This is a genomic window from Nitrosarchaeum sp., assembly GCF_025699065.1.
GTDB lineage: Archaea > Thermoproteota > Nitrososphaeria > Nitrososphaerales > Nitrosopumilaceae > Nitrosarchaeum.
On sequence record NZ_JAILWF010000001.1, the window covers coordinates 339,962 to 361,061 of the forward strand.

The window sequence follows — 21,100 nt, forward strand, 5'->3', positions numbered from 1 at the left end:
AAGCTGACGCAGTATCCTAAGGTCAAATGCTTGGCATCAGTTTGCTGGTCTTTGCTTACTTGCATGGCTACGCAAAGGTTGATCCGCATTAGTCAGCTTCCAAATTATACTAGTTAATCAACAAAGCTAAGAAATTTTTTAATATTGATTAGAATTACAGAAAAACCCAAGGTTGTGATAAATATTACAGAATCATTTTTAGATACAATAGACATTTTATTAAATTTACAGGTAGGCGATTTATCAAGATTAGAGCACGTGAAAAGAATGATATTAGAAAATAAACCACTTTACACAAGTGATGAAAAATATGTTAAAAATCTAGCAGAGACATACATTAAAGATCATCAAATAGAAGAAATTAAATCACCAAAATTAATCAATTGTCGTAATTGCAGTACCAGTATTGCTGAAGATGCAAAATTTTGCACCCTATGTGGAACTAGACAAGAAAGAACATTTCAAAATTATGACGTAAAGAAGATTGTAAAAAGATACAATCCATTAAAAATTATATCAAGACCAAATTCGTATCAAAGTCTTGCCATAATTGGAGGATTAATGGCAATGATTCCAGTATTATTTATCGTTGCAAGAATGGAGCCATTACTTGAGGCAATCAACTATGAAACGGGAATAGAGTTGTCAGGACTTGCATCTGCGTTCATATCTCTTGGGATAATCTCTAGCATATTGAGTTTCATTGCAATCATAATTACATTTTTAATAAAAAACCCAAAAAAGGTTGGAAGAATGCTATTTTTTCTAGCATTTGGAATACTTGTTAGTTCTATTTTAATAGGAATTGTAGGTTTTGTAATAATTTTGATTTCAAGTAATATAGCATACAAAAAAAGACATTACTAAAAATTACTCATCAGGATAAAAGTGCGATTCCACATTTCCATTATTTGTAGAATAATGCATTAATATCCCATGAGACAATTTTGTTTTTCCAATTAATTTCATTAAAGTTTATTGAAAAATTTTTACTTAACAAAATGTGTGTTCAATAAAACAAACAGTTTTAGAAATATTTAGAGTTCAATATCTTTAGTTTCTCTACTAAGCAATGTGGGAATTATCAAAATTATCGAACCAATCATAATATTAATTCCCAGAGCAACTGGAACAAGTTCTTTTGAAACACTTGACATAAAGTATAATGCAATCAATGGAGACCATGAACCAAAGATCAATCCGGCATTATATGAAAAACCAGCTGCACTGTTTCGTATTTGAGTAGGAAATCTTTCTGAAAAATATGCAGGTATTGGACCGGATGCAGTAGATATAACAACAGCATAAACTATAACATACAATATCAACCCATACAAATTATTCAATATTGCACTTGCAAGTGGAATTGAAACGAGAATTGATGCAGATACAAAAATAAGCATTGATTTTTTTCTACCAATTTTTTGGGATAGCCAACCAGTTAGGATCATCCCACCCCAAGAGGATGCAGTGGCATAAATCATAATTAGTGCAATCTGTTCTTTTTGAAAATCGCCAAACTCTCCCAAATAGGTAGGCAGAATACTAATTGAACCATGATACATGTAAACAAGCCCAGTCATTATTGCAGCACAAAGCAAAAATTCCTTTCTGTGAATTTTTCCAAAAACAATACTCTTCAATGGAGTTTTAACAAGACCAGATTCTTTGTTCTTTTTAATCCATAACGGAGATTCGTCCATACTTAATCGCACAAAAAGTGCAACAAATCCAGGAATTATTCCTGTAAAAAAGAGTATCCTCCATCCAATCTCCTCAAACAACTGCCCTGGAAATAAAATAGTAATTATTTGAAAAGATATTGCAGCCAATAAAAAACCAAAAGAGAATCCACTTTGCAAAAATCCAGATATGACACCTCGCTTTTGTTTTGGCATACTTTCAATTGTTAGTACAGCACCACTGCCCCACTCACCTCCAGCAAATATTCCTTGAATTAGACGTACCAGTATCAGAAGAATTGGTGCCATCACTCCTACCATTAGATATGTTGGCAACAACCCAACTACAAAAGTTGCAATAGAAAATCCCATTATTGTAATTATCATAGCTTTTTTTCGTCCAAACTTATCACCATAGATCCCAAAAATCACAGATCCTAAAGGTCTCATAATCAATGTAACAGTATATGATGCAAATGTTGCAAGTATACTAAACACAGGATCCGCAGATGGAAAAAATAGCTGACTAATGGAAGGAATAACAAGTAACATCAAAACTATATCATATCCATCTAAAGACCAACCAAGAAATGAGCCAATGGCAATTTTTTTCTGAGCTAAAGTTAGACTCATCAAGACAATTTCAGTCTAGTTGTATTTAGCCTTGATTTCAAAAATCAAAACATTTGCCATAGTAAAAATAGAGACCAATTATCAATAAAATAGAGCATGCCAGAGATTAATGTAGAAGAATATGAGAAAAGATGTCAAGAGATTCTACAAGATAGCGAAGTAAGATTTGCCGCACTTTTAGATGAATTTGGAAAGATACTTGCTGGAGGGTATAAGGCAGATGTGGATCCAAGATTAACTGAAGAACAACACAATGAAGTTTGTAAAGAGTTAGCAGGAAGAGTAGTAAAAAGAAAAAAATTTGATGTAGAATTAGGATATGTAAAATATTCAGCATCTCGCAGAAAGCATGTTGTGATAATGAGTTTTCCAATCTTTGAAAAAGTAATAATGATAGTAGCAGAACCAAATGTCAACATTGATAGATTAGCATTTAGAATAATTGAAAAACTTGGTCGTCAATGGGGCGAATTTTTTGGGGAATAAATTTTAAATCATTTTACAATACAGAAAAATTACTTCATCACGTTACTTTTGAAATCACTTATTGTTGAAATAGTACGTTTTGTCTCATGACCAATATCATGAATTGTAGCACCATTGTATTTTTTGTCAAGATACCTACCAGTCAGAATCATAGGAGCAGCAATTGCATTACTAATACCAGTGGGTTCAGGTATCCAAAATATAATAAATCCAATTTTTTGAAGTTTTTTACCTGGAGCAGATGCTCGTTGAACACATCCCAAAGAACGGGCAGTCGATTTATCATCAAACTTTGTCATATCCATGTATAATGATGCTCTTCTCTTGGCCGAGTCAGAAAATTTACGTATTTTATCTAGGCGTGCCTTTAAGTGGTCAACCATGATTTCTATTTAGAAAAAATCAGATAAGATTCAATGATCAATATCAATCACCTGTGTGTCAATAAAGGATAACAAGCCTAAGAGACACTCAATTATACTAGGCTTAGTTTAATTACTAAGATACATTGAAGGATAAAAACTCCAAGAGGTTAGACTCTATTAAAGCGGCTCATCAGTCAGAAAAAGCAAGCTATAGTACTAGAATGGAGGATTATTTGGAGGTAATCTCTGAGCTTGTAGAGCTAAAAGGATATGCAACCACATTAGACATTTCACGATACATGAATGTGAGTGCACCAAGTGTTACAAAGATGCTACAAAGATTAGAAGAAAACAAGTTGTTAGAATATGAAAAGTACCACGGGATTAATCTAACAAGTAAGGGTACTCAGATAGCAATCGAGATAAGACAAAACCATGGAATTTTGCTAGAGTTTTTTGAGATTTTGGGAGTAAATCATGAGACTGCCAACAAAGATACTGAAGGAATTGAACATCACCTGAATCCAAAAACAATCAAACAATTACGAAAATTTATCACATTTTTAAAAGCAAATCCAAAAATTATTGAAAGTTTTAAGAATCCATAAAATATGTCAATCTATTGTTTCTTTAATCTTTAAGAAATATTTGAATATCGTTTTGAGACGATGCTAGTTTCATTAAAGTTCGCGATGCTTCAGAACGTTTTGGAATTGTAATCTCACCTTTTTTCCCAATTCTAACTGAAGTTACATAGTTGTCATGAACATAGATATCAGCATGCATCGAAGAATATTCTCTGCCAACAGTTAAAACTAAACCACTTTTGGATTCTGAAAAATGAAAAGATATTTCATTAGATGAATTTGTAGATTCATGACGATTAGAATTAGTCTTTTCAACTACATCAATGTGTATTTTTAGCACTTTTTCAATTTCACTAATGTTAGAACCGCCTTTTCCAATAATTGATGCCATTGATTGTTTATCTACTAAGATTTTGGCTCGATTATCAGATAATATTTCAACTTCTACTCTAGGATCATATTTCCTAAAGAGCTCACGTATTTTGTCTTCTGCAAGTTTTTCAATACCTACTTTTTGTACTTTTTTTGATACTGGAACTATGACATTCTCTTCACCAAATGTGTAAATTTCATGCTCAAGCACATGATCTGCAAAATTTCTAATCTCAATTACTGGTCTTGCCAAATCAGATTCGGTCATTCCAGTTGGAACCTTAACCACAAGCTCCAAATCATATATTTTCCCTATTGTGCCATATTTGACAAAAACTACAGTATCAATAACATTTGGAATTATTCCTAACTCGATTTTTCCTATAAAACGTTGTATTGCATCCAAAGGAGAGTTTGCATGTACAACACCGACCATGCCAACACCAGTAAGTCGTAAATCAGCAAACGTTCGAAAGTCTTCTCTTCGTCTTACCTCATCAAAGATTGTGTAATCAGGACGAACCAATAATAAAATATCAGCGGAGTTATCAAAACTACCATCAAGCTTTGTGTATTGAGTAATTCCCGGATCCACTTGCAAATCACGTGGAGATTCAAATGTTTTTACAATCTTTCCAGTATTGTGATAAAAATTAGCAAGGCCAGATGCAAGAGTACTTTTTCCAGAACCTGGAGGACCAGAAATGATAATACCTTCGGCCCTATCAGAGAATCGCTTCATTAATTCTTCAGAGATAGCATAATCATCCAAAGTCAATTTCACAATAGGATGAACGATTGTAATTTCAAAGGCTTCAGAAAACGGAGGTTTAGTAATTGCAATTCTATAATCATTGTATTGAATTACATATGCACCAGTTTTTGAGATTTCAATAGTACTAGAATCAGAAGTAGTAGTCTCTAAAATTTGAGATGTAATTAGTTGTAGGTATTCACGGGTTAAAATTTCATCGTTTAGTTTTGTCAAAACAAATGACCCAGGTTTTCCTTTTTTTGCCATTGGGGGCATATTCTCTTTCAAGTGTACACTCATTGTTTCAGAGTCAAAAAATTTTAAAAATTCCAAAGCAATATTTTTAGGAATTGGTTTTACAAACACAGATTCCAATCCCTCGGCCTGTGCCACCAAGTGTTGAACATTATCAGAAGTATACAGAATTGCTTGATTTTGTTTTGCAACATCTTTGATTATTGCATCAATTCTACCAGAACCAGCCATACGAATATCCTCAGAAGTTGGGTGTGAGCCTGAAAGTGATATGACCAACTCAAAATTACCTGATATTTCTTTAAGTTTTTTTATTGCTTCCAAACCAAAAAAACCCTGCTCTTTTTTCTGAGATGCTTGTGATTGTAATTCATCAAAAACGGCTTGAGGTATAATGATTTCAGAATTTTTAATTTTTCCGGATTCAATCAATATGATTAGTTGTCCATTAATTATGATACTAGTATCTACAACAATCTTTGACAAATCTTCTACCAATTTTAATTAAAGTTAGATCCTAAATTACTTTGCCAAAACATCGGAAACAACTTTCAATATGTTGTTAAAATTAAATGGTTTTGAAATATAAGAAGAGGCACCAAAATCCAAACATTGTTGAATAACTTTCTGATCATCACTTGCAGTAACCAAGATAATCTTGGCTTTTGGATCTTTTGAGAGTATTTCTTTAACAACAGTAAATCCATCTTTTTTAGGCATTGCTAAATCTAAAAGTAATAAATCAGGATTAAATTTGAAAAAAAAATCTACACTTTCTGCACCATCTTTTGCTTCACATACGATATTATGTTCACCTATAGACAAAATATCTTTTAAGACAAGTCTAATTGCATCAGAATCATCGGCAATCATGATGTTTCCCATTAAATCATCTTAAACTGACAGGTAATTAAAAAGGTTGATCAAATAAAAGTAGAAGATATTTGTGAAATCTTTTGTTTTATTTCATTCAAATTAATATCGGATTGAGTCATAGATTTCTTCATAGCATCAACTGAAATGATAAGAGATTCAAATATTTCATCAGTTATTGTCTCATCCGTTATCTTTTTTAACATAAAATCAAGCATTGATGATAGAGCACCTAATTCCTCTTTTCCCATCATCGGAGCCAATCCTTTGATTTTGTGAGTTGATTTTTGAATTTTTGAGGCATTAGCAGATACATCTAAAGGAGTATGACAAGCACTTAAGATATTAGAAATTGCAAAAATTTCATCGTTTATTTCAGCAGTAGCAACCTTAAGAAATTCATCAGACATATTGGTACAAATAAAGAAACCATGCTCATTATTTTTATACTCTATGTTAAGAGTTAGACATTGTGAAGATAATCAATAAGACATATGTTTTGGTTCTAGTATTAATTGTTGCAGCAATAATTAATTTATTATTGCTTTATGAATCACAACAAATAGACAATTCGCTCTCAAATTCAATTATCAAAACAGGGGATCTGAAAGTAGATGCAGAGCATATTTCATCTTTAGCAATATCTGTAGCAAATGGAGACATCAATGATAAAGAGAATCTAAATAGTGTAATAAAAGACATAGATGAATTTCTATTGAAATTAGAAAACGGTGGTAGTGTTAATGGACAACAACTGCAAAAAATTCCAACCGAGTTAACTGAAGAATATAATAAAATGAAGACATCTTGGGAATTATATAGAGAAAAAGTAATAAAAGTAGAAAAAACATCGGTTTTTGATCGAGAAGCAACAAATGCCATGAATTATGTTCTACAAAAAAATGGTGAACTTGTATTATCAACAAAAACAGTATCAGATGAATTATCAAATCTAGATAGAGATTATAATAGACACAAAGAAATTGCTAAAGAATTAGAAAAATCTGCAATAGAGATAGGACAGCTAACACTGTTAATTTCAATTGGAGAAGAGGAAGACGTACAGCAAAAATTGAAAAATGAGAGAATAGCATTTGAAATAGAACTAAGAAAACTGCTAGGAATACCAACAGAAGAATTAGATGTTGAAAGTGTAGGAAAAATAAATGAAGAGTTAATTCCAATTCCTAGGGAGAATTCAAATGAATTACGAAAAATTGATCCTTTGTGGGAAGCATTACAAGCAAGAATAATTATTCTTGAAGAAAGAGCTCTTTTATCTCCAGATTTTAATTTGGCAAAAAATGAAATGATTCAACAAAAATCAATTTTGTTTTCAAGTATAGATGATATCTTATTGTCGTGGAATGCCGAAATTGTAAAAAATAGTCAAGAAGGACAAATCATCATTCAAGCATTATTGTTAATTGATATAGGAGTATTCTTTTTGGTGTTATTTATCATTCGTCAATCATTATTACCTTTAGGATTAATTACAAATGCACTTTCAGAAATAAAAGAAGGCACGTATGGAGAAAAAATAGAATACAATAAAACAGATGAAGTTGGAACCTTAGTAGACACATTTAACGTGATGTCAAACACGATTAAAGAAAAAGATGAACAAACTAAGAGAACAGATATTGCAAAAGATGAATTTTTAGCAATGATTACTCATGAATTAAAAACACCACTAGTACCTATTCAAGGATATGCAGATATTTTACTAAGTGAGCATTTAGGAAAATTAACAGACAAACAAAAAGAAAGAATCAGCATCATAAAAACAAGTTCAGAGACATTACTATCAATTATATCAGATTTACTTGATGCTCAAAAATTAGAATTAGGTCAACTTAGAATGAAAAAAGAAACACATAATATTAAAAATACTATCGTTGAAGCGCTAGCAGATTTTGAGCCAGATTTAGAAAAAAAGAAAATAACAAAAATCATAGACTTGCAAGATGTCCAAATGGATTATGACCCAGTTAGAATAAAACAAGTCCTTACTAATTTAATCAAAAATAGCTTAAACGTAATACAACCAGAAGTTGGAAAAATTGAAATTTCAATGAAAAATCTACCACAGAATATTCAAATTAGTATAAAAGACAACGGGATTGGAATACCATTAGAAAAACAGCAAGACTTGTTTAAGAAATTTTATCAGGTGGATGCAACATTAACAAGAGAAAAAGGAGGTAGCGGTTTAGGATTAGCAATATGTAAAGGAATAGTCGAAAGTCATGACGGAACAATTTCTGTGAAAAGTGTTCCAAATCAAGGTGCAGAATTTACAATAACTCTACCGAAAAATTCACAACCAACAAAGTCCCCAATTGATATTAGTTAAAGAAAACAAACTTTCTTAACTAAAATCACTCACTCTCCCTAAAAAATGGATTTTTTAGAATGAAAAATAATGAATCAAGATAATCACACAGATGAAAAAAATGGTGAATTTTATGAAAATTGTGCTATATATTTTGAATTTCTACGTAAAAAAGGACGCACTGATTACAATTTTGAAGACGAGTATTACTTTACCATGCCTGCCATATCAAATCATTAATTCAAAACATAAGATTAATTTTATCAATTCAATATCGAATAAATTCTTACATTAAAGAACTCATATCGAATATTTTTTCAGATGGATTGTAAAAATCAAAGACCAAACAGATAGAACATACAACCAATAAGAATAACTTACAATCAACATTATGTTAGATAATAACATGAATGAAGAATTAGAAGCAATAAGACAAAATGTTAAAACATGCACTAAATGTAACCTTTCCACAACAAGAACAAACTCAGTACCAGGGAAAGGAAATTTCAAAGCAGATGTAATTTTTGTAGGAGAGGCACCTGGAAAAAATGAAGACCAAAAGGGAGAGCCATTTGTAGGAATAGCTGGTCAAAGACTCAACAATGCATTAGAAAATGCTGGAATATCCAGAGAATCGATTTACATCACAAACATTGTGAAATGCAGACCACCAAAAAACAGAGTTCCTTCTATTTCTGAAAGAGATGCATGTGATAATTATCTTCAAAAAGAAATTGCAATAATAAAACCAAAAATAATTTGTATTTTAGGAAATACTGCATTTAACTCTATTTTAGGAGGTTCTGAAATTAGAAAATATAGAGGAAAAATTGTAAAAAAAGACAAACAGTTTTATTTTCTAACACTACATCCGGCTGCAACAATTTACAATCAAGAATTAATCACAGTATTAAAAGAAGACATCATAAAATTATTTGATTTAATCAGAGAGTTAAAAAACAACAAACAAATTTCAATAGACATTGACTATACTACCTAGAACATTTTATACAAAAGACACTGTTACAGTTGCAAAAAAGTTACTAGGAAAAAAAATAGTTCGGAAGATAGGTAGAAAAGAAATTTCAGGAATAATAATAGAAACTGAAGCATATAGACATAAAGACGACCCAGCAAGTCATGCATTTAGAAATATTACTGAAAGAAACAAAGTGATGTTTGGAGAGGTAGGAAAAGCGTATGTCTATTTTACATATGGAATGCATTATTGTTTTAATATCGTTGCAAGAAATTCAAAATTTGAGGCAGGAGCTGTCTTGATTAGAGCAATCACTCCTGAAAAAGGAATAGAGATTATGGAAAAAAATAGAGGCATGAAAGATTCAAAGAGATTAACAGATGGACCTGCAAAATTAACTCAGGCACTAGGAATTACAAAAAAGCATTACGGATTAGATCTAACAACAAACTCAGAATTATTCATCACGGAGGGAATAAAAATATCAGGTAAAATCATTTCCAGCCCAAGAATTGGAATTAAAAACGCTACCGACAGATTATGGAATTTTAAAACGATAACACAATGAATTTATTTTTCATTGTTTTCATCTAATGTCCAAGGTACAAATCGACCCAAAATTTTTTCCCAGTTTAATCTCAAAAGTAAAACAACAACAACAGTCATCATAATTCCAAATACAATGATTCCAAGATATACAGTAGTTACATCAGTAATATCTTCAAGATATGGTTGTACTAATGACATTCCAAGATGATGAGAAATAAAGACAATAGAATAGCTAAGAACTAGTTTACCAGCAAGTGTGGCTATGAAAAATCGTTTGGGATTATATTTTGCAAGTCCCAATGGAACATAAATCAAGTCATCAGGTATAGGAGTTGCCGCTGCAAAAAACGCAGCTCCTGCACCATATCGTTTTACTAATCTTTCAAATGGTCGCATTCTCTTTCTAGTTTTTTCACTAATAATACGGCGCCCTTGATAACTTACATAGAAGATAATTTGTTTTGCAGCAGTTGCAGCTAGTGCAGAAAGAATTGCCAACACATGAAGATCAAATTGATCACCTACAGACATTGAAGCAAGAAAAATAAATCCAGGTAGAGGAATAAATGGAATTAAAGAACCAAAAAAATTAACCAATACTAAGCCAAGATACCCAATTTCAGGAGCAAATGGAAAAATTGCTGAAAAATCCACAAAACAATCATCAGACAGGCTTTATTTATTAAAAGCGAACTGATAATTATTTTTCAAAATACACCACAATCATTAAAATATCATCTTTTTACAACAAAACAGATGATAAAAAAAGAGTATGTAAAAATCTGTGATGAAATATCAGGAATTAGTCCGTTTATTAGATTTGTAGGCATAGTTGGAAAGGGAGGAGAGCTTTTGGCATACAAAAGAAGACCCGAGTTGATCCCACTTTTAGATGCAAAAAATACCCAGTATCAGTTTTCACACATTGCAATAAAAACAGACTTGGAAGAATTCTTTGATAAAAATCTTGGAGAAGTGGAATTTGTATGGGAGGAAAGAAAAAAAGTTCAGACAATATCATTTGCGATTAAAAAAGTTAGAGTATGGATATCAATTGATAAAAAAGTAATACGTTCAGAAATGCTACGAATAATTGATTCATGTTTGCCAATTGTAAAAAAACATGCAAAGGTATAGATCGCAATTTACAAAAAATAGATTTTAGAATACGACCATTAACTTTTTTAGAATATTTATTTTAAGAAATTCATGGAAGAAGTTGATGAAATTAAAGAAGTAATAAATAAAATAAACATAAGAAATTCAGGTTCTAAAGATTATCAAAAAATGAAAATTGAGGAGTTAAGTGCAAATATGAGAGAGGTTATGAAGTTTCAACAAGATATAATTCAGAGAATTGAAGATTTTGAGGGAAAAGGATTACAACATGATTTAATAAATTATGCAAAAACTATTTGCAAAAACACAGCAGAAAGAGAAATACTAAAAATTCAAGACGTTTATCTAAAAAAAATTGAAACGGAATATCTAAAATAAGAAATTACGACGTATCGTATAACCAACAGCGAACATAGCCAGTGTCTGTTTTAAATTTAGGTGGAACCATTTTACATTTATCTATTGCAAGTGGACACCTCTCAATAAATCTACATTGAGTTGCAGGTTCCATAAGACTAGGAGGATTACCTTTGATGTATTTAGGAATATTTCCTTTTAATGTTGGAATGGATTCCAGTAGTCCCTGAGTATAAGGATGCTTTGGATTTTTGTAAATTTCATAAGATGAACCGAACTCTACCATTTGTCCACCATACATAATTCCAATTTTATCAGCAATTTCAGATAAAACTGCCAAATCATGTGTGATTAACATAATTGACATTCCGTCTTTTTTGAGTTTTTTCAAGAGGTTAATAATTTGAGCCTGAATTAATACATCAAGTGCAGTTGTAGGTTCATCAGCAATTACAAATTTGGGTTCAAGCAATAATGCCATAGCAATTATCACTCTTTGTTTCATTCCTCCGCTTAGCTCATGAGGATATTTTTTTAAAACAATATCATCCAAACTGACAGAATGCAGTGTGTTTAGAATTACATCATCAAAGTTTTCTGTAAAATTATGTTGGTTTAGAACTTCAACAAATTGTTCACGAATGGTAAACACAGGATCAAGAGAATTCATAGCTCCTTGAAATATCATTGAAATTTTTTTCCATCTGAATTTTCTAATAAAGTCAGATTCAGATATATCCAATATCGAAGTATCATCTAAAATTATTTTGCCATTTGCTTTACCTCCCAAAAGCATCCTAACAATAGAAAGACCCAATGTGCTTTTTCCACAGGCACTTTCACCTGCAATACCTATAGATTCTCCGTCGCTTAAATTAAAATCGACGTCATCTACTGCATATACCGGACCCTTTGATGTATTATATCGAGCTGAAAGCCCATTGACGATTAATACCACATATTTAGTAAAATCAAACTAGAATTTTTGTCTTGCACTAAACAATTAAAATTTAGCCATAAAAAAATATCACCATAATTTACCATATTTTTGCAAGGATGTTTTAACATCACCAATTAAGGTATCTAATGTATGAGAATCATAATTTGTACCTGTAAAATCAGCGTTAGTAAGAATTGCACCATCAAAATTAGTATGTCTCAGATTCACTCCACTAAGATTTGCATTGGTTAAATTAGCACTTCTCAAGTCAGTATAAAACAAGTCAGCCCCTCTAAGGTCAGCATCTTGAAGATCTGCACCATATAGTTCAGCATCCCAGAGTTTTGCATTGGAAAGATTTGTGCCTCTCATGGTAGCACCGCGTAGTTTGACATAAAACAAAATTGCATTATGGAGATTAGCCTCGCTTAAATCACTGCTACTCAAGTCAGCATTATGGATATCTCTATTTTGAAGATCAACACCACACATAATTGAATCAGACATATTTCTTCCAATTAGAACTTCATAATCAAAATTAATGTGGGTAAGATTTCGTTTTCTAAAAACGTCAGATGAATTCATACAACATAACAAAAGACATCACATTTGAATTTAGATAAAAACAATGTTAGAGGGATTTTTTACTAAGGCGATCAATTAACCAAATTTGCTTATGAATATATGAATAATTCAAAGATCAGTAATTGGATTCACTAAGGGATATAAACAACTTTACAGAAAGAAAAAAATCGATTCAAATGAAACTACCAATATGTAATTTTGATGCAAAAAATGCGGTGCTTTGCCCAAAATGCGAAAACAATGTAGAAGCAGGAATAATTACAAAGGCAGATGCAGATGCATCAATTATTCTTGCAAAGTTGGCAAAATCAAATCCAACTATCGATAAATTTTCACTTTATTCATGTAAAGAATTCAATGGAAATTATGTACTGGCACTAGCCAAAAACGATATTATGGTGATTCGACAAAGCCGTGTACTCTATAGATTACTTCAAGATCAATTCAAAGGAAAAATATGGCTTGTAGAAGCTGATGAAGATGATAAAAAATTCATAGAAGATTTATTTTTTCCAACAAAAATTTTGTCAATTAATTCAGTTTGGGCGCCTGGTGGAATCCAAAAGACAAAGGCAGTTGTATCTGGAAAATGGACTCCAAGATTTCCAATCGATACAAATAAGATAATTCAAATTGTCAAAAATGCCCGAAACCTTGACATTGAGATAGAATTTGAAGAAAAAAGACGGTGAAAATAGTGGGATTTGTTAAAACTCATGACATTACAGAATTAGATACCACACTCATTGGAAAAGAGGTGGTGCTTGGGGGATGGGTGGAGGATCTCCGAAAATTAGGAAAAATGACATTTATCACACTAAGAGATGTTTCTGGAATTTCTCAAATCATAGTAAAAGGTGAATTAAATGACAATCTAGGAGAAATAAACCGTCAAAGTGTAATTAGTGTAAAAGGAATAGTACAAGAAACAAAGGCAAGAGATTTTGCTTTTGAAATAAAAGCAGAAGAGATAGAAATTTTAGCAAAAGCAGTTCATCCGCTTCCAGTTGATCCAATTGGAAGACTAGAAAGCAACATCGATACAAGATTGAATCATCGTGCATTAGATATGAGAAATCAGAAAACTGCATCAATTTTCAAATTACGACATTTTGTTTTAGAAACATTACGTAAAACTTTATCAGAAAAAAAATTTATCGAGATCACAACTCCAAAAATAATTGGCAGTGCAAGTGAAGGAGGTGCAAATTTATTCTCATTAGATTATTTCGGTAAGACAGCATACCTTGCACAAAGTCCACAGCTATACAAAGAACAAATGACAATAGGGTTAGAAAGAGTGTATGAGATTTCAAATTTCTATAGAGCTGAAAATTCACATACAGGTCGTCATCTTAGTGAATTTACAAGTGTAGATATTGAAGCTGCATTTATGGATTACAATGATGTAATGGATATTTTAGAATCACTAGTAATGGAAGTTTACAAAATAACTTCCGAGAAATGTAAAAAAGAACAAGAAGAAATTAGACATATAATTGAAATTCCAAAATCACCTTTTGAAAGAATAACATACACTCAAGTTATCGAGGAATTAAAAAAAGCAGGTGAAAAAGTAGAGTTTGGGGATGACTTGCTTGATTCACATCTAAGAATAATTGGAAAGAATCATCCAGGATTTTATTTCCTAACAGATTGGCCAATGAAGCTAAAACCATTTTACATTAGAGAAAAGGATGAAGACCCAAAATTGTCACGTTCATTTGATCTTCAATTTGGATATCTAGAGTTATCTTCAGGAGGAACCAGACTTCATAATACCGACGTACTAAAAGCAAGACTCAAAGAACAGGGTCTTGATCCTGCTCAATTTGCGGATCATCTACAGACATTTGATTGGGGAATGCCGCCACATTCAGGTTGGGGAATGGGTTTGGACAGATTAATGACCACATTAATTGGCATAGATAATGTTAGAGAAGTTGTACTGTATCCAAGAGATCCAGATAGATTGAGTCCATAAATTCAGATTTTTATTATAAAGCAACAACAGAAATTACATGATAGAACAAACTGATGCAAAAAAAGTAGTAGAAGTGATAGGAAATAATCTGATAGGAGTCTCACATGACTCCAATAGCTTTCAAAAACTACCAGATTCTTTTTGGGGTTATTTTGCAAGAGGGCACGATACAAAAGGGACGTTTGGTGTAATAGTCACTTATTCAGAAGATGGAAAGGATGTAGATGAGTTAATCAAAATGTATGAAGAGTGGGCTAACAAAAATAAAAGTAAAGAATCCAAATGAATTATTTGGTTTCTTTTAGGAGTTTTCTATACTCATGACACTCTTTACAAATAGGTTTTCCCTTGTATTTTGGATTCCCATCTGTAATTTTTAAAGTGCCTTGATTTATTTTACAAATAACACAAACAACCATCGTTAGATTTTGGAATCAGCAATTTATAAAAATTGGCAATTTACTTAATTATGAAATAAAGTACGTTTACAAAAGAAGTAACAATTCAGAAAATAGATAAACAAGTTAACAAAATAGGCATAAATCAATCTTTAAAGTTTTTAAAAATGCCAACAAGATAATCAAATTATTTACACATTTGAGAAGTTAATTAAAAATAAGAGGATCATTTATGGATACAAATCAACAAGCATTTTTGTGGATGGTAAAAACTCAGAAAAAAATTCATGAAGAATACATTGAGAGAATATCTAAAGCATATTAGTAATTGCTTGAGTAAATTCAGATGTAGATTTTGTGCCGCCTATATCTTTAGTTTTAACACCAGTTTTTACTAAATTAAAAATCGTAGATTCTAATTTTTGTCCAACTTCAAGACATTTTGAATCATTATTTTTTGTACCAAGCCAATCAAGCATCATTTTGATAGATAAAAGAAATGATGAGGGATTTGCAATATTCTTTCCAGCAATATCAAATGCTGCTCCATGAACTGGTTCAAATAATGCAAAATTATCGCCAATATTTGCTGCGGGTGCCATACCTAATCCACCAACAACTTGAGAAGATTCATCAGATAAAATATCGCCAAACAAGTTAGTAGTTACTATAACATCAAATTGTTCAGGTTGACGAATTAGATTCATTGCACATGCATCAACATACATTTGTTCAAATAAAATGTCTGGATAGTTTTTTGAAACTTCAGTGCATGATCTAGCAAATAACCCATCAGTAATTCGCATGACATTTGATTTATGAACACATGTAACTTTTTTCATAGAATTTCTTTGTTTTGCAGTTTCAAATGCATACTTTGCAATTCTCTTAGATGCATTTTCTGAAATTATTCTTAATGCAACAGCTGAATCCCCCAAGCTAAATTCCTTACCAGTGTAAAGATCCTCGGTGTTTTCTCTAACAATCACCATATCAATATCATTTCGTAATGCAGGCATGTGTGGGTAAGATTTTGCAGGTCTGATGTTAGCATACAAATCAAGCATCCTTCGTAAAACAACAATGACATCAGCAGCTGATTCACCAACTGGGGCCTTCAAACATGCATCTGATTTTTTTATAGTGTCAACTGTTTCATCAGGTAATGCTTTACCTGATTCTTTAAGAGCTTGATCACCAGCTGATAATTTTGTGACATCTAATTTCAATCCAAGATTGTCATTTATGGCATTAATCACAGAAACTGCAGATTCAGATAATTCAGGACCAATCCCATCACCGGTAATTAATGAAATTTTATACATAATAGAACATTATCTCAATACAATTTTAGGATTATCTTACTTGTTTTTCCTGAAGCATTTTTTTGAGCATTATTCTATTAATTGCATCAATCACTGCCTTAACAGATGTTGTTACAATATCTTCGCCAACAGATTTTGCTGAGACTTTGTTTCCAAAAGCATCCTCTACTTTTACTGTAACCTCACATAATGCACTAGAACCACCAGAAATTGATGCCAGTCCATAATCTTTAATTCTAATTTCAGAAATCTTTCCGGTAATTTTTTGAATAGCATTTAATGCAGCATCTACTGGACCAACTCCATAATCAGTTCCAATGTGATCCTGACCGTCAATGTTTAATTTTACAAATGCATAAGGCATTGTTCCAATTCCAGTTGAAACTGAGAATCCAGTTAGCTGAACAATTCGTTTGAGTTCTTTTTCTCCCAATACATCACTTGCAATTGATAACAATTCAACATCTGTGATTTGTTTTCCAGCATCACCTAATGTTTTGACTTTGTCTAAGATTTGTTTAGATTGTTCTTCTGTAGGTTTTACTCCATATTCTGCAAGCATTGCATTCATTCCATGAATTCCAGCATGTTTTCCAACTTGGAGCCATCGCTTTCTTCCAACTAATTCAGGACTAATTGGCTCGTATGTAAGCGGATTGCTTAGTACACCGTGTGTATGAATACCGGATTCATGACCAAATGCGTTTGTTCCAACTATTGCTTTGTTTGGTTGAACAATAATTCCCACAGTCTTTGAGATGAATCGTGATGTATCATAGATTAATTCAGATTTGATATTAGTCTCATATTTTTTCTCAAATGGAAGACATTTCAAAGCCATTGAAAATTCTTCTAATGATGCATTTCCTGCTCTTTCTCCAATTCCATTAATTGTTACATGTGCACAAGAAGCTCCAGCATGAATTCCCGCTAATGAATTTGCAACTGCCAATCCAAAGTCATTATGACAATGAACGCTTACCGGAAGTTTTGTAACCTCTACTGTATCTTTTGTTAATGCTGCCATGTATTCAGGGGTAGAATATCCAACGGTATCAGGAATGTTGACTCTATCAGCTCCTGCTTTTGCAACATCACCAAATACTTTTTTTAAGAATTCTCGGTCTGTTCGTGTAGCATCTTCAGCTGAAAACTCTACTTGAAGACCTCTTGATTTTCCATACTCTACTGCGTCTATTGCTTTTTCAAGTGCTTGTTCTCTTGTCATTTTGAGTTTGTATTGTAAATGAATATCAGAAGTTGCAATGAAGGTGTGAATGTAATTTAATCCTGCATCAACTGCAGCATCAATATCGTTTTTAATGGTTCTAGTCAATCCAGCAATCTCACACGATAATCCGGCAGCAGCAATCATTTTGACAGCTTTGAATTCACCTGCAGATATTACTGGAAATCCTGCCTCAATTGCATCGACTCCTAATTCATCTAGTTTTTTTGCAATTGTTAGTTTTTGATCTGGCGATAAGGAGACTCCGATTGTTTGTTCTCCATCTCTTAATGTTGTATCAAAAATTCTAATTTTCATGCTCCGCTCCTCTGTAAAGCGGCAACACCGGTTCTGGCAACATCAATGATTCCAAATGGTTTTACCAATTCTTCAAATGCTCTAATTTGATCAGGTGTAGCAGTCAACTCTACCATCATGGAGTCTTTTCGTACATCGTGAATTTTGCCACCATACGCATTTGCTAATTTGTTTACTTCCATACTATCATTAGCATTACCAAGTTTTATCTTAAAAATACTTAGTTCACGATATACTGTTTTGTGCTCATCTAAGTGCCTTACTTCTAATGTATCAATCATTTTATCAAGTTGCTTTACAATTTGTTCAACTTGTTTTTCATCACCATATGTAGTAATTGTCATTCTTGAATATTCAGGATTATCAGTGACACCTACGGAAATACTATCAATATTGAAATTTCTGGATCTGAAAAGATGAGTAACTTTAAACAAGATTCCAGGTTTGTTTTCAACTAATAAAGTAAGAATTGCCCACATGATGATCACTAAGATGGTAGAATCATATCCGCAAGAGAAGTTCCTGGAGCTACAAATGGCAACACATCTTCTTCAGGATCAATTGGAATATCAATAACAGTTGCAACATCACTTTTCAATGCTGTCTTTATTGCCTTATCTAATTCATCCATCGATTGTGCACGTATGCCTTGAGCACCGTATGATTCTGCAAGTTTAACATAATCTGGGCATTTTCCTTGATCAACCCCAATCATTCTTCGATTATAGAAAGTTCTTTGCCATTGTGCAACCATTCCTAATGTAAAATTATTTAATAAAAATACAATGACTGGAATATCTTCTAACACTGCAGTTGCAAGTGAATTTTCTGTCATACTAAAACTACCATCTCCTGCAATATCCACTACAGGAACATCAGGTCTTGCAACTTTAGCACCGATTGCAGCTGGAAATCCCCATCCCATAGTTCCAAGTCCAGTAGAACTAAAGAAAGTACCAGGTTGAATTACATCGTAAAATAAAGATGCCCACATTTGATGTTGACCTACTTCAGTAGTTACAATTGAATCATGTGGTAAAACTTCTCTAAGTTTTCTCAATATTTTTGCAGCACCCATTTCACCTGGATGTAATTTCAAATGTTCTTTCCAGTATGCTTTTGTTTCTTTAACATGTTTAATCCACGTATTTTCTTCATTTCTTTTAACAGCTTTTTGCATAAGCATTTTAACCATGATTCTAAGTGATGCACGTACATCACCTACCACTGCAACGGATGTTGTTTGATTTTTACCAATTTCAGCTGGATCCACATCCATATGAATAATTTTTAGCCTCTTCTCAAAGGCCTCAAATGTTCCAACAGACCTATCAGAAAATCGTGTGCCTATAGCTAAAACACAATCAGCTTCAGTCATCATTTTATTTGCTTCCGCGTGACCATGCATTCCTATTGGACCTAATGATAACGGATGATTTTCAGGAAATGCACCTTTCCCTTTGAATGTAGTGACAACTGGAATCATAAGTAATTCAGCAATAGATTGTAATTCAGCAAATGCTGATGAAATAATTGTACCACCACCAGCTAAAATAATTGGTCTTTCTGCACTAAGTAACATCTCAATTGCTCTTTCAACATGCATGATATCAGGATCAGTCCATGGATGATAACCACGAATTTTGAATTCATCAGGAAAAACCATGGATGCCTCTTTTTGTTGGACATCTTTTGGGACGTCAATTAATACAGGTCCTGGTCTGCCCGTCTCTGCAATGTAAAATCCTTTTCTAACCATTTCTGGAATATCTCCAGGAGTTCTTGGTTGAAATGCATATTTTACAACAGGGTTTGCCATACCGATGATATCGCTTTCCTGAAAAGCATCTTTTCCAATCATTGCTACTGGAACTTGACCTGTAACTGCAATCATTGGAGAAGAATCAGCTTGGGCAGTGGCAATACCGGTTAGAATGTTAGTAGCACCAGGTCCAGATGTAGCAAAACACACTCCTGGTTTTCTACTTACTCTACCAAACCCATCAGCCATATGTGCTGCAGATTGCTCGTGTCTTACCAAAATATGTCTAATATCGCATCTTGCAAATTCATCATACATTGGAAGATTTGCACCTCCAGGTAAGCCAAATACTTCTTTGACCCCTTCTTTTTCCATAGCTACCATTAATGCTCTGGCGCCTGTCATAGTTTCCATTTTATTCAATCAAATCTTTCTCCATAATTTTAATGTGTTAAAATTCTGAGCACGTTTTACAGCACTAGATTAACTAGTGATAAAACACCCAACTTGTAACTTGTCTTTGTGCTCATTGAAATTCAAAAGTATTGTGGCATAGATAATTAATAAAGATTATCAGAAAAGTACCAGTGTTTTTAGACGTAGTTACTCCAGAAGACTTAAACTGATAATTTCTTACATCATAAATGACAATTTTGTCTGAAAATGAAGAGATCATTAGAATAATTGAAACACTTTTTGAATCAGGAAAGACAAAAGATTTTACATCACTTAGAGATATTCATCTTAACGATTCTAAATTTTCAAGTTTTAGTGACTTACCACCGTATGATCTAAAAGATTTTCAAACTACAATTGAATTAGAAGAATTAAGATTTGTAAGTATTTCAGATTATGATTATCAAATAAAAAATCCAAAGATTAGTGTATTTGGAGATACTGCAGTGGTTGCATTAGAATTAAAACAAAAAGGAATGTTGGTCGATAACAAAGCATTCACAGGAGAGCATATTTCAATTGATGGGAGAGCAACTTTCGTGTTGATAAAGCACCCAACATGGAAAATTGCACATATTCATTTATCTAAAATATAAAATTATTTTTTATTTACTACAGGTTTGTTTTGATTAGGTTTGTTTTGATTAGGTTTGTTTTGATTAGGTTTGTTTTGATTAGGTTTGTTTTGATTAGGTTTGTTTTGATTAGGTTTGTTTTGATTAGGTTTGTTTTGATTAGGTTTGTTTTGATTAGGTTTG

General features: G+C 32.4%; 26 protein-coding genes. 12 read left to right on the top strand and 14 right to left on the bottom strand.

Annotated elements, in window-relative coordinates; all coding sequences use genetic code 11:
- Window positions 1-144: 144 nt before the first annotated feature.
- A complete protein-coding gene (locus K5782_RS02115; RefSeq protein ID WP_297463614.1) occupies window positions 145-867 on the top strand; it encodes a zinc ribbon domain-containing protein in 723 nt (240 codons plus the stop codon).
- 170 nt (window positions 868-1,037) lie between these two features.
- Here K5782_RS02115 and K5782_RS02120 read toward each other — a convergent pair whose 3' ends face one another.
- Window positions 1,038-2,315, bottom strand: coding sequence for an MFS transporter (locus K5782_RS02120; RefSeq protein WP_297463616.1), 1,278 nt, complete (start codon window positions 2,313-2,315; stop codon window positions 1,038-1,040).
- Window positions 2,316-2,411: 96 nt separating this feature from the next.
- On the opposite strand from K5782_RS02120, the gene K5782_RS02125 reads away from it, so the two are divergent.
- On the top strand, window positions 2,412-2,801 hold the full coding sequence (locus tag K5782_RS02125; RefSeq protein ID WP_297463618.1) for a DUF6659 family protein: 390 nt from the start codon (window positions 2,412-2,414) through the stop codon (window positions 2,799-2,801).
- A gap of 29 nt (window positions 2,802-2,830) precedes the next feature.
- Here K5782_RS02125 and K5782_RS02130 read toward each other — a convergent pair whose 3' ends face one another.
- Window positions 2,831-3,184, bottom strand: coding sequence for a hypothetical protein (locus tag K5782_RS02130; RefSeq protein ID WP_297463620.1), 354 nt, complete (start codon window positions 3,182-3,184; stop codon window positions 2,831-2,833).
- Window positions 3,185-3,309: 125 nt separating this feature from the next.
- On the opposite strand from K5782_RS02130, the gene K5782_RS02135 reads away from it, so the two are divergent.
- Window positions 3,310-3,774 (top strand): iron dependent repressor, metal binding and dimerization domain protein, encoded by a 465-nt coding sequence (locus K5782_RS02135; RefSeq protein ID WP_297463622.1) that lies wholly within the window; start codon window positions 3,310-3,312, stop codon window positions 3,772-3,774.
- A 22-nt stretch (window positions 3,775-3,796) separates the two neighbouring features.
- Here the strand turns inward: K5782_RS02135 and K5782_RS02140 are convergent, their stop codons facing one another.
- Genes K5782_RS02140 through K5782_RS02150 form a run of 3 tightly spaced genes read right to left on the bottom strand, consistent with a single transcriptional unit; the run spans window position 3,797 to window position 6,417 of the window.
- Window positions 3,797-5,620: a PINc/VapC family ATPase gene (locus K5782_RS02140; RefSeq protein WP_297463624.1), complete on the bottom strand. Its 1,824-nt coding sequence runs from the start codon at window positions 5,618-5,620 to the stop codon at window positions 3,797-3,799.
- A 36-nt stretch (window positions 5,621-5,656) separates the two neighbouring features.
- The gene (locus K5782_RS02145; RefSeq protein WP_048109847.1) at window positions 5,657-6,019 is read right to left on the bottom strand and encodes a response regulator; all 363 of its coding nucleotides are present in this window, start codon (window positions 6,017-6,019) and stop codon (window positions 5,657-5,659) included.
- Between the two features lie 38 nt (window positions 6,020-6,057).
- Window positions 6,058-6,417: a hypothetical protein gene (locus K5782_RS02150; RefSeq protein ID WP_297463627.1), complete on the bottom strand. Its 360-nt coding sequence runs from the start codon at window positions 6,415-6,417 to the stop codon at window positions 6,058-6,060.
- Between the two features lie 62 nt (window positions 6,418-6,479).
- Between K5782_RS02150 and K5782_RS02155 the strand changes: the two genes are divergently transcribed.
- The 3 genes from K5782_RS02155 to K5782_RS02165 all read left to right on the top strand — a co-directional run bounded on the left by K5782_RS02155 (window position 6,480) and on the right by K5782_RS02165 (window position 9,889).
- Entirely contained in the window at window positions 6,480-8,363 is a 1,884-nt protein-coding gene (locus K5782_RS02155; protein WP_297463629.1) for a HAMP domain-containing sensor histidine kinase, read from the top strand.
- 385 nt (window positions 8,364-8,748) lie between these two features.
- On the top strand, window positions 8,749-9,342 hold the full coding sequence (locus tag K5782_RS02160; protein ID WP_297463631.1) for a uracil-DNA glycosylase: 594 nt from the start codon (window positions 8,749-8,751) through the stop codon (window positions 9,340-9,342).
- Complete coding sequence (locus K5782_RS02165) at window positions 9,326-9,889, top strand: DNA-3-methyladenine glycosylase (RefSeq protein ID WP_297463633.1); 564 nt, start codon at window positions 9,326-9,328, stop codon at window positions 9,887-9,889. Before K5782_RS02160 ends, K5782_RS02165 begins: the two co-directional genes overlap by 17 nt.
- A 2-nt stretch (window positions 9,890-9,891) precedes the next feature.
- On the opposite strand, the gene K5782_RS02170 is transcribed toward K5782_RS02165, so the two are convergent.
- Window positions 9,892-10,524, bottom strand: coding sequence for a VTT domain-containing protein (locus K5782_RS02170; protein WP_297463636.1), 633 nt, complete (start codon window positions 10,522-10,524; stop codon window positions 9,892-9,894).
- A 102-nt stretch (window positions 10,525-10,626) separates the two neighbouring features.
- Between K5782_RS02170 and K5782_RS02175 the strand changes: the two genes are divergently transcribed.
- Together K5782_RS02175 and K5782_RS02180 are read left to right on the top strand one after the other, a co-directional pair.
- On the top strand, window positions 10,627-11,007 hold the full coding sequence (locus tag K5782_RS02175; RefSeq protein WP_179365061.1) for a hypothetical protein: 381 nt from the start codon (window positions 10,627-10,629) through the stop codon (window positions 11,005-11,007).
- A gap of 72 nt (window positions 11,008-11,079) precedes the next feature.
- Window positions 11,080-11,367 (top strand): hypothetical protein, encoded by a 288-nt coding sequence (locus tag K5782_RS02180; protein ID WP_297463638.1) that lies wholly within the window; start codon window positions 11,080-11,082, stop codon window positions 11,365-11,367.
- Window positions 11,368-11,371: 4 nt separating this feature from the next.
- Here K5782_RS02180 and K5782_RS02185 read toward each other — a convergent pair whose 3' ends face one another.
- Both K5782_RS02185 and K5782_RS02190 read right to left on the bottom strand, forming a co-directional pair.
- On the bottom strand, window positions 11,372-12,304 hold the full coding sequence (locus K5782_RS02185) for an ABC transporter ATP-binding protein (protein ID WP_297463640.1): 933 nt from the start codon (window positions 12,302-12,304) through the stop codon (window positions 11,372-11,374).
- Window positions 12,305-12,373: 69 nt separating this feature from the next.
- Entirely contained in the window at window positions 12,374-12,871 is a 498-nt protein-coding gene (locus K5782_RS02190; protein WP_297463642.1) for a pentapeptide repeat-containing protein, read from the bottom strand.
- A 176-nt stretch (window positions 12,872-13,047) separates the two neighbouring features.
- Between K5782_RS02190 and K5782_RS02195 the strand changes: the two genes are divergently transcribed.
- Genes K5782_RS02195 through K5782_RS02205 form a run of 3 tightly spaced genes read left to right on the top strand, consistent with a single transcriptional unit; the run spans window position 13,048 to window position 15,141 of the window.
- Entirely contained in the window at window positions 13,048-13,563 is a 516-nt protein-coding gene (locus K5782_RS02195; protein WP_297463644.1) for a transcription elongation factor NusA, read from the top strand.
- A gap of 5 nt (window positions 13,564-13,568) precedes the next feature.
- Entirely contained in the window at window positions 13,569-14,855 is a 1,287-nt protein-coding gene (gene aspS / locus K5782_RS02200; protein WP_297463646.1) for an aspartate--tRNA(Asn) ligase, read from the top strand.
- A gap of 37 nt (window positions 14,856-14,892) precedes the next feature.
- Complete coding sequence (locus K5782_RS02205; RefSeq protein ID WP_007550883.1) at window positions 14,893-15,141, top strand: hypothetical protein; 249 nt, start codon at window positions 14,893-14,895, stop codon at window positions 15,139-15,141.
- Window position 15,142: 1 nt separating this feature from the next.
- Here K5782_RS02205 and K5782_RS02210 read toward each other — a convergent pair whose 3' ends face one another.
- The 5 genes from K5782_RS02210 to ilvB all read right to left on the bottom strand — a co-directional run bounded on the left by K5782_RS02210 (window position 15,143) and on the right by ilvB (window position 20,300).
- Window positions 15,143-15,274 (bottom strand): hypothetical protein, encoded by a 132-nt coding sequence (locus K5782_RS02210; RefSeq protein WP_297463649.1) that lies wholly within the window; start codon window positions 15,272-15,274, stop codon window positions 15,143-15,145.
- A gap of 290 nt (window positions 15,275-15,564) precedes the next feature.
- On the bottom strand, window positions 15,565-16,578 hold the full coding sequence (locus K5782_RS02215; protein WP_297463651.1) for an isocitrate/isopropylmalate dehydrogenase family protein: 1,014 nt from the start codon (window positions 16,576-16,578) through the stop codon (window positions 15,565-15,567).
- A gap of 31 nt (window positions 16,579-16,609) precedes the next feature.
- Window positions 16,610-18,124, bottom strand: coding sequence for a 2-isopropylmalate synthase (locus K5782_RS02220; RefSeq protein WP_297463653.1), 1,515 nt, complete (start codon window positions 18,122-18,124; stop codon window positions 16,610-16,612).
- Window positions 18,121-18,603 carry an acetolactate synthase small subunit gene (gene ilvN, locus K5782_RS02225; RefSeq protein WP_007550888.1) on the bottom strand — a complete coding sequence of 161 codons (483 nt, stop codon included), beginning with the start codon at window positions 18,601-18,603 and terminating at the stop codon, window positions 18,121-18,123. The genes K5782_RS02220 and ilvN overlap by 4 nt, the downstream gene beginning before the upstream one ends.
- 8 nt (window positions 18,604-18,611) lie before the next feature.
- The gene (gene ilvB / locus K5782_RS02230) at window positions 18,612-20,300 is read right to left on the bottom strand and encodes a biosynthetic-type acetolactate synthase large subunit (RefSeq protein WP_297463690.1); all 1,689 of its coding nucleotides are present in this window, start codon (window positions 20,298-20,300) and stop codon (window positions 18,612-18,614) included.
- Window positions 20,301-20,530: 230 nt separating this feature from the next.
- On the opposite strand from ilvB, the gene K5782_RS02235 reads away from it, so the two are divergent.
- Window positions 20,531-20,938, top strand: a complete 408-nt coding sequence (locus K5782_RS02235) for a nuclear transport factor 2 family protein (RefSeq protein ID WP_007550892.1) — start codon at window positions 20,531-20,533, stop codon at window positions 20,936-20,938.
- A gap of 16 nt (window positions 20,939-20,954) precedes the next feature.
- Here the strand turns inward: K5782_RS02235 and K5782_RS09715 are convergent, their stop codons facing one another.
- Entirely contained in the window at window positions 20,955-21,092 is a 138-nt protein-coding gene (locus K5782_RS09715; protein ID WP_366069276.1) for a pentapeptide repeat-containing protein, read from the bottom strand.
- Window positions 21,093-21,100: the final 8 nt, after the last annotated feature.

What these genes read in the sequence shown, in the direction of transcription:
- K5782_RS02120 (WP_297463616.1), bottom strand. Translation starts at nt 2,315, where the DNA reads ATGAGTCTAACTTTAGCTCAGAAAAAAATTGCCATTGGCTCATTTCTT.
- K5782_RS02125 (WP_297463618.1), top strand. Translation starts at nt 2,412, where the DNA reads ATGCCAGAGATTAATGTAGAAGAATATGAGAAAAGATGTCAAGAGATT.
- K5782_RS02130 (WP_297463620.1), bottom strand. Translation starts at nt 3,184, where the DNA reads ATGGTTGACCACTTAAAGGCACGCCTAGATAAAATACGTAAATTTTCT.
- K5782_RS02145 (WP_048109847.1), bottom strand. Translation starts at nt 6,019, where the DNA reads ATGGGAAACATCATGATTGCCGATGATTCTGATGCAATTAGACTTGTC.
- K5782_RS02150 (WP_297463627.1), bottom strand. Translation starts at nt 6,417, where the DNA reads ATGTCTGATGAATTTCTTAAGGTTGCTACTGCTGAAATAAACGATGAA.
- K5782_RS02160 (WP_297463631.1), top strand. Translation starts at nt 8,749, where the DNA reads ATGAATGAAGAATTAGAAGCAATAAGACAAAATGTTAAAACATGCACT.
- K5782_RS02175 (WP_179365061.1), top strand. Translation starts at nt 10,627, where the DNA reads ATGATAAAAAAAGAGTATGTAAAAATCTGTGATGAAATATCAGGAATT.
- K5782_RS02180 (WP_297463638.1), top strand. Translation starts at nt 11,080, where the DNA reads ATGGAAGAAGTTGATGAAATTAAAGAAGTAATAAATAAAATAAACATA.
- K5782_RS02190 (WP_297463642.1), bottom strand. Translation starts at nt 12,871, where the DNA reads ATGAATTCATCTGACGTTTTTAGAAAACGAAATCTTACCCACATTAAT.
- K5782_RS02195 (WP_297463644.1), top strand. Translation starts at nt 13,048, where the DNA reads ATGAAACTACCAATATGTAATTTTGATGCAAAAAATGCGGTGCTTTGC.
- K5782_RS02205 (WP_007550883.1), top strand. Translation starts at nt 14,893, where the DNA reads ATGATAGAACAAACTGATGCAAAAAAAGTAGTAGAAGTGATAGGAAAT.
- K5782_RS02210 (WP_297463649.1), bottom strand. Translation starts at nt 15,274, where the DNA reads ATGGTTGTTTGTGTTATTTGTAAAATAAATCAAGGCACTTTAAAAATT.
- K5782_RS02215 (WP_297463651.1), bottom strand. Translation starts at nt 16,578, where the DNA reads ATGTATAAAATTTCATTAATTACCGGTGATGGGATTGGTCCTGAATTA.
- K5782_RS02220 (WP_297463653.1), bottom strand. Translation starts at nt 18,124, where the DNA reads ATGAAAATTAGAATTTTTGATACAACATTAAGAGATGGAGAACAAACA.
- ilvN (WP_007550888.1), bottom strand. Translation starts at nt 18,603, where the DNA reads ATGTGGGCAATTCTTACTTTATTAGTTGAAAACAAACCTGGAATCTTG.
- ilvB (WP_297463690.1), bottom strand. Translation starts at nt 20,300, where the DNA reads ATGGAAACTATGACAGGCGCCAGAGCATTAATGGTAGCTATGGAAAAA.
- K5782_RS02235 (WP_007550892.1), top strand. Translation starts at nt 20,531, where the DNA reads ATGACAATTTTGTCTGAAAATGAAGAGATCATTAGAATAATTGAAACA.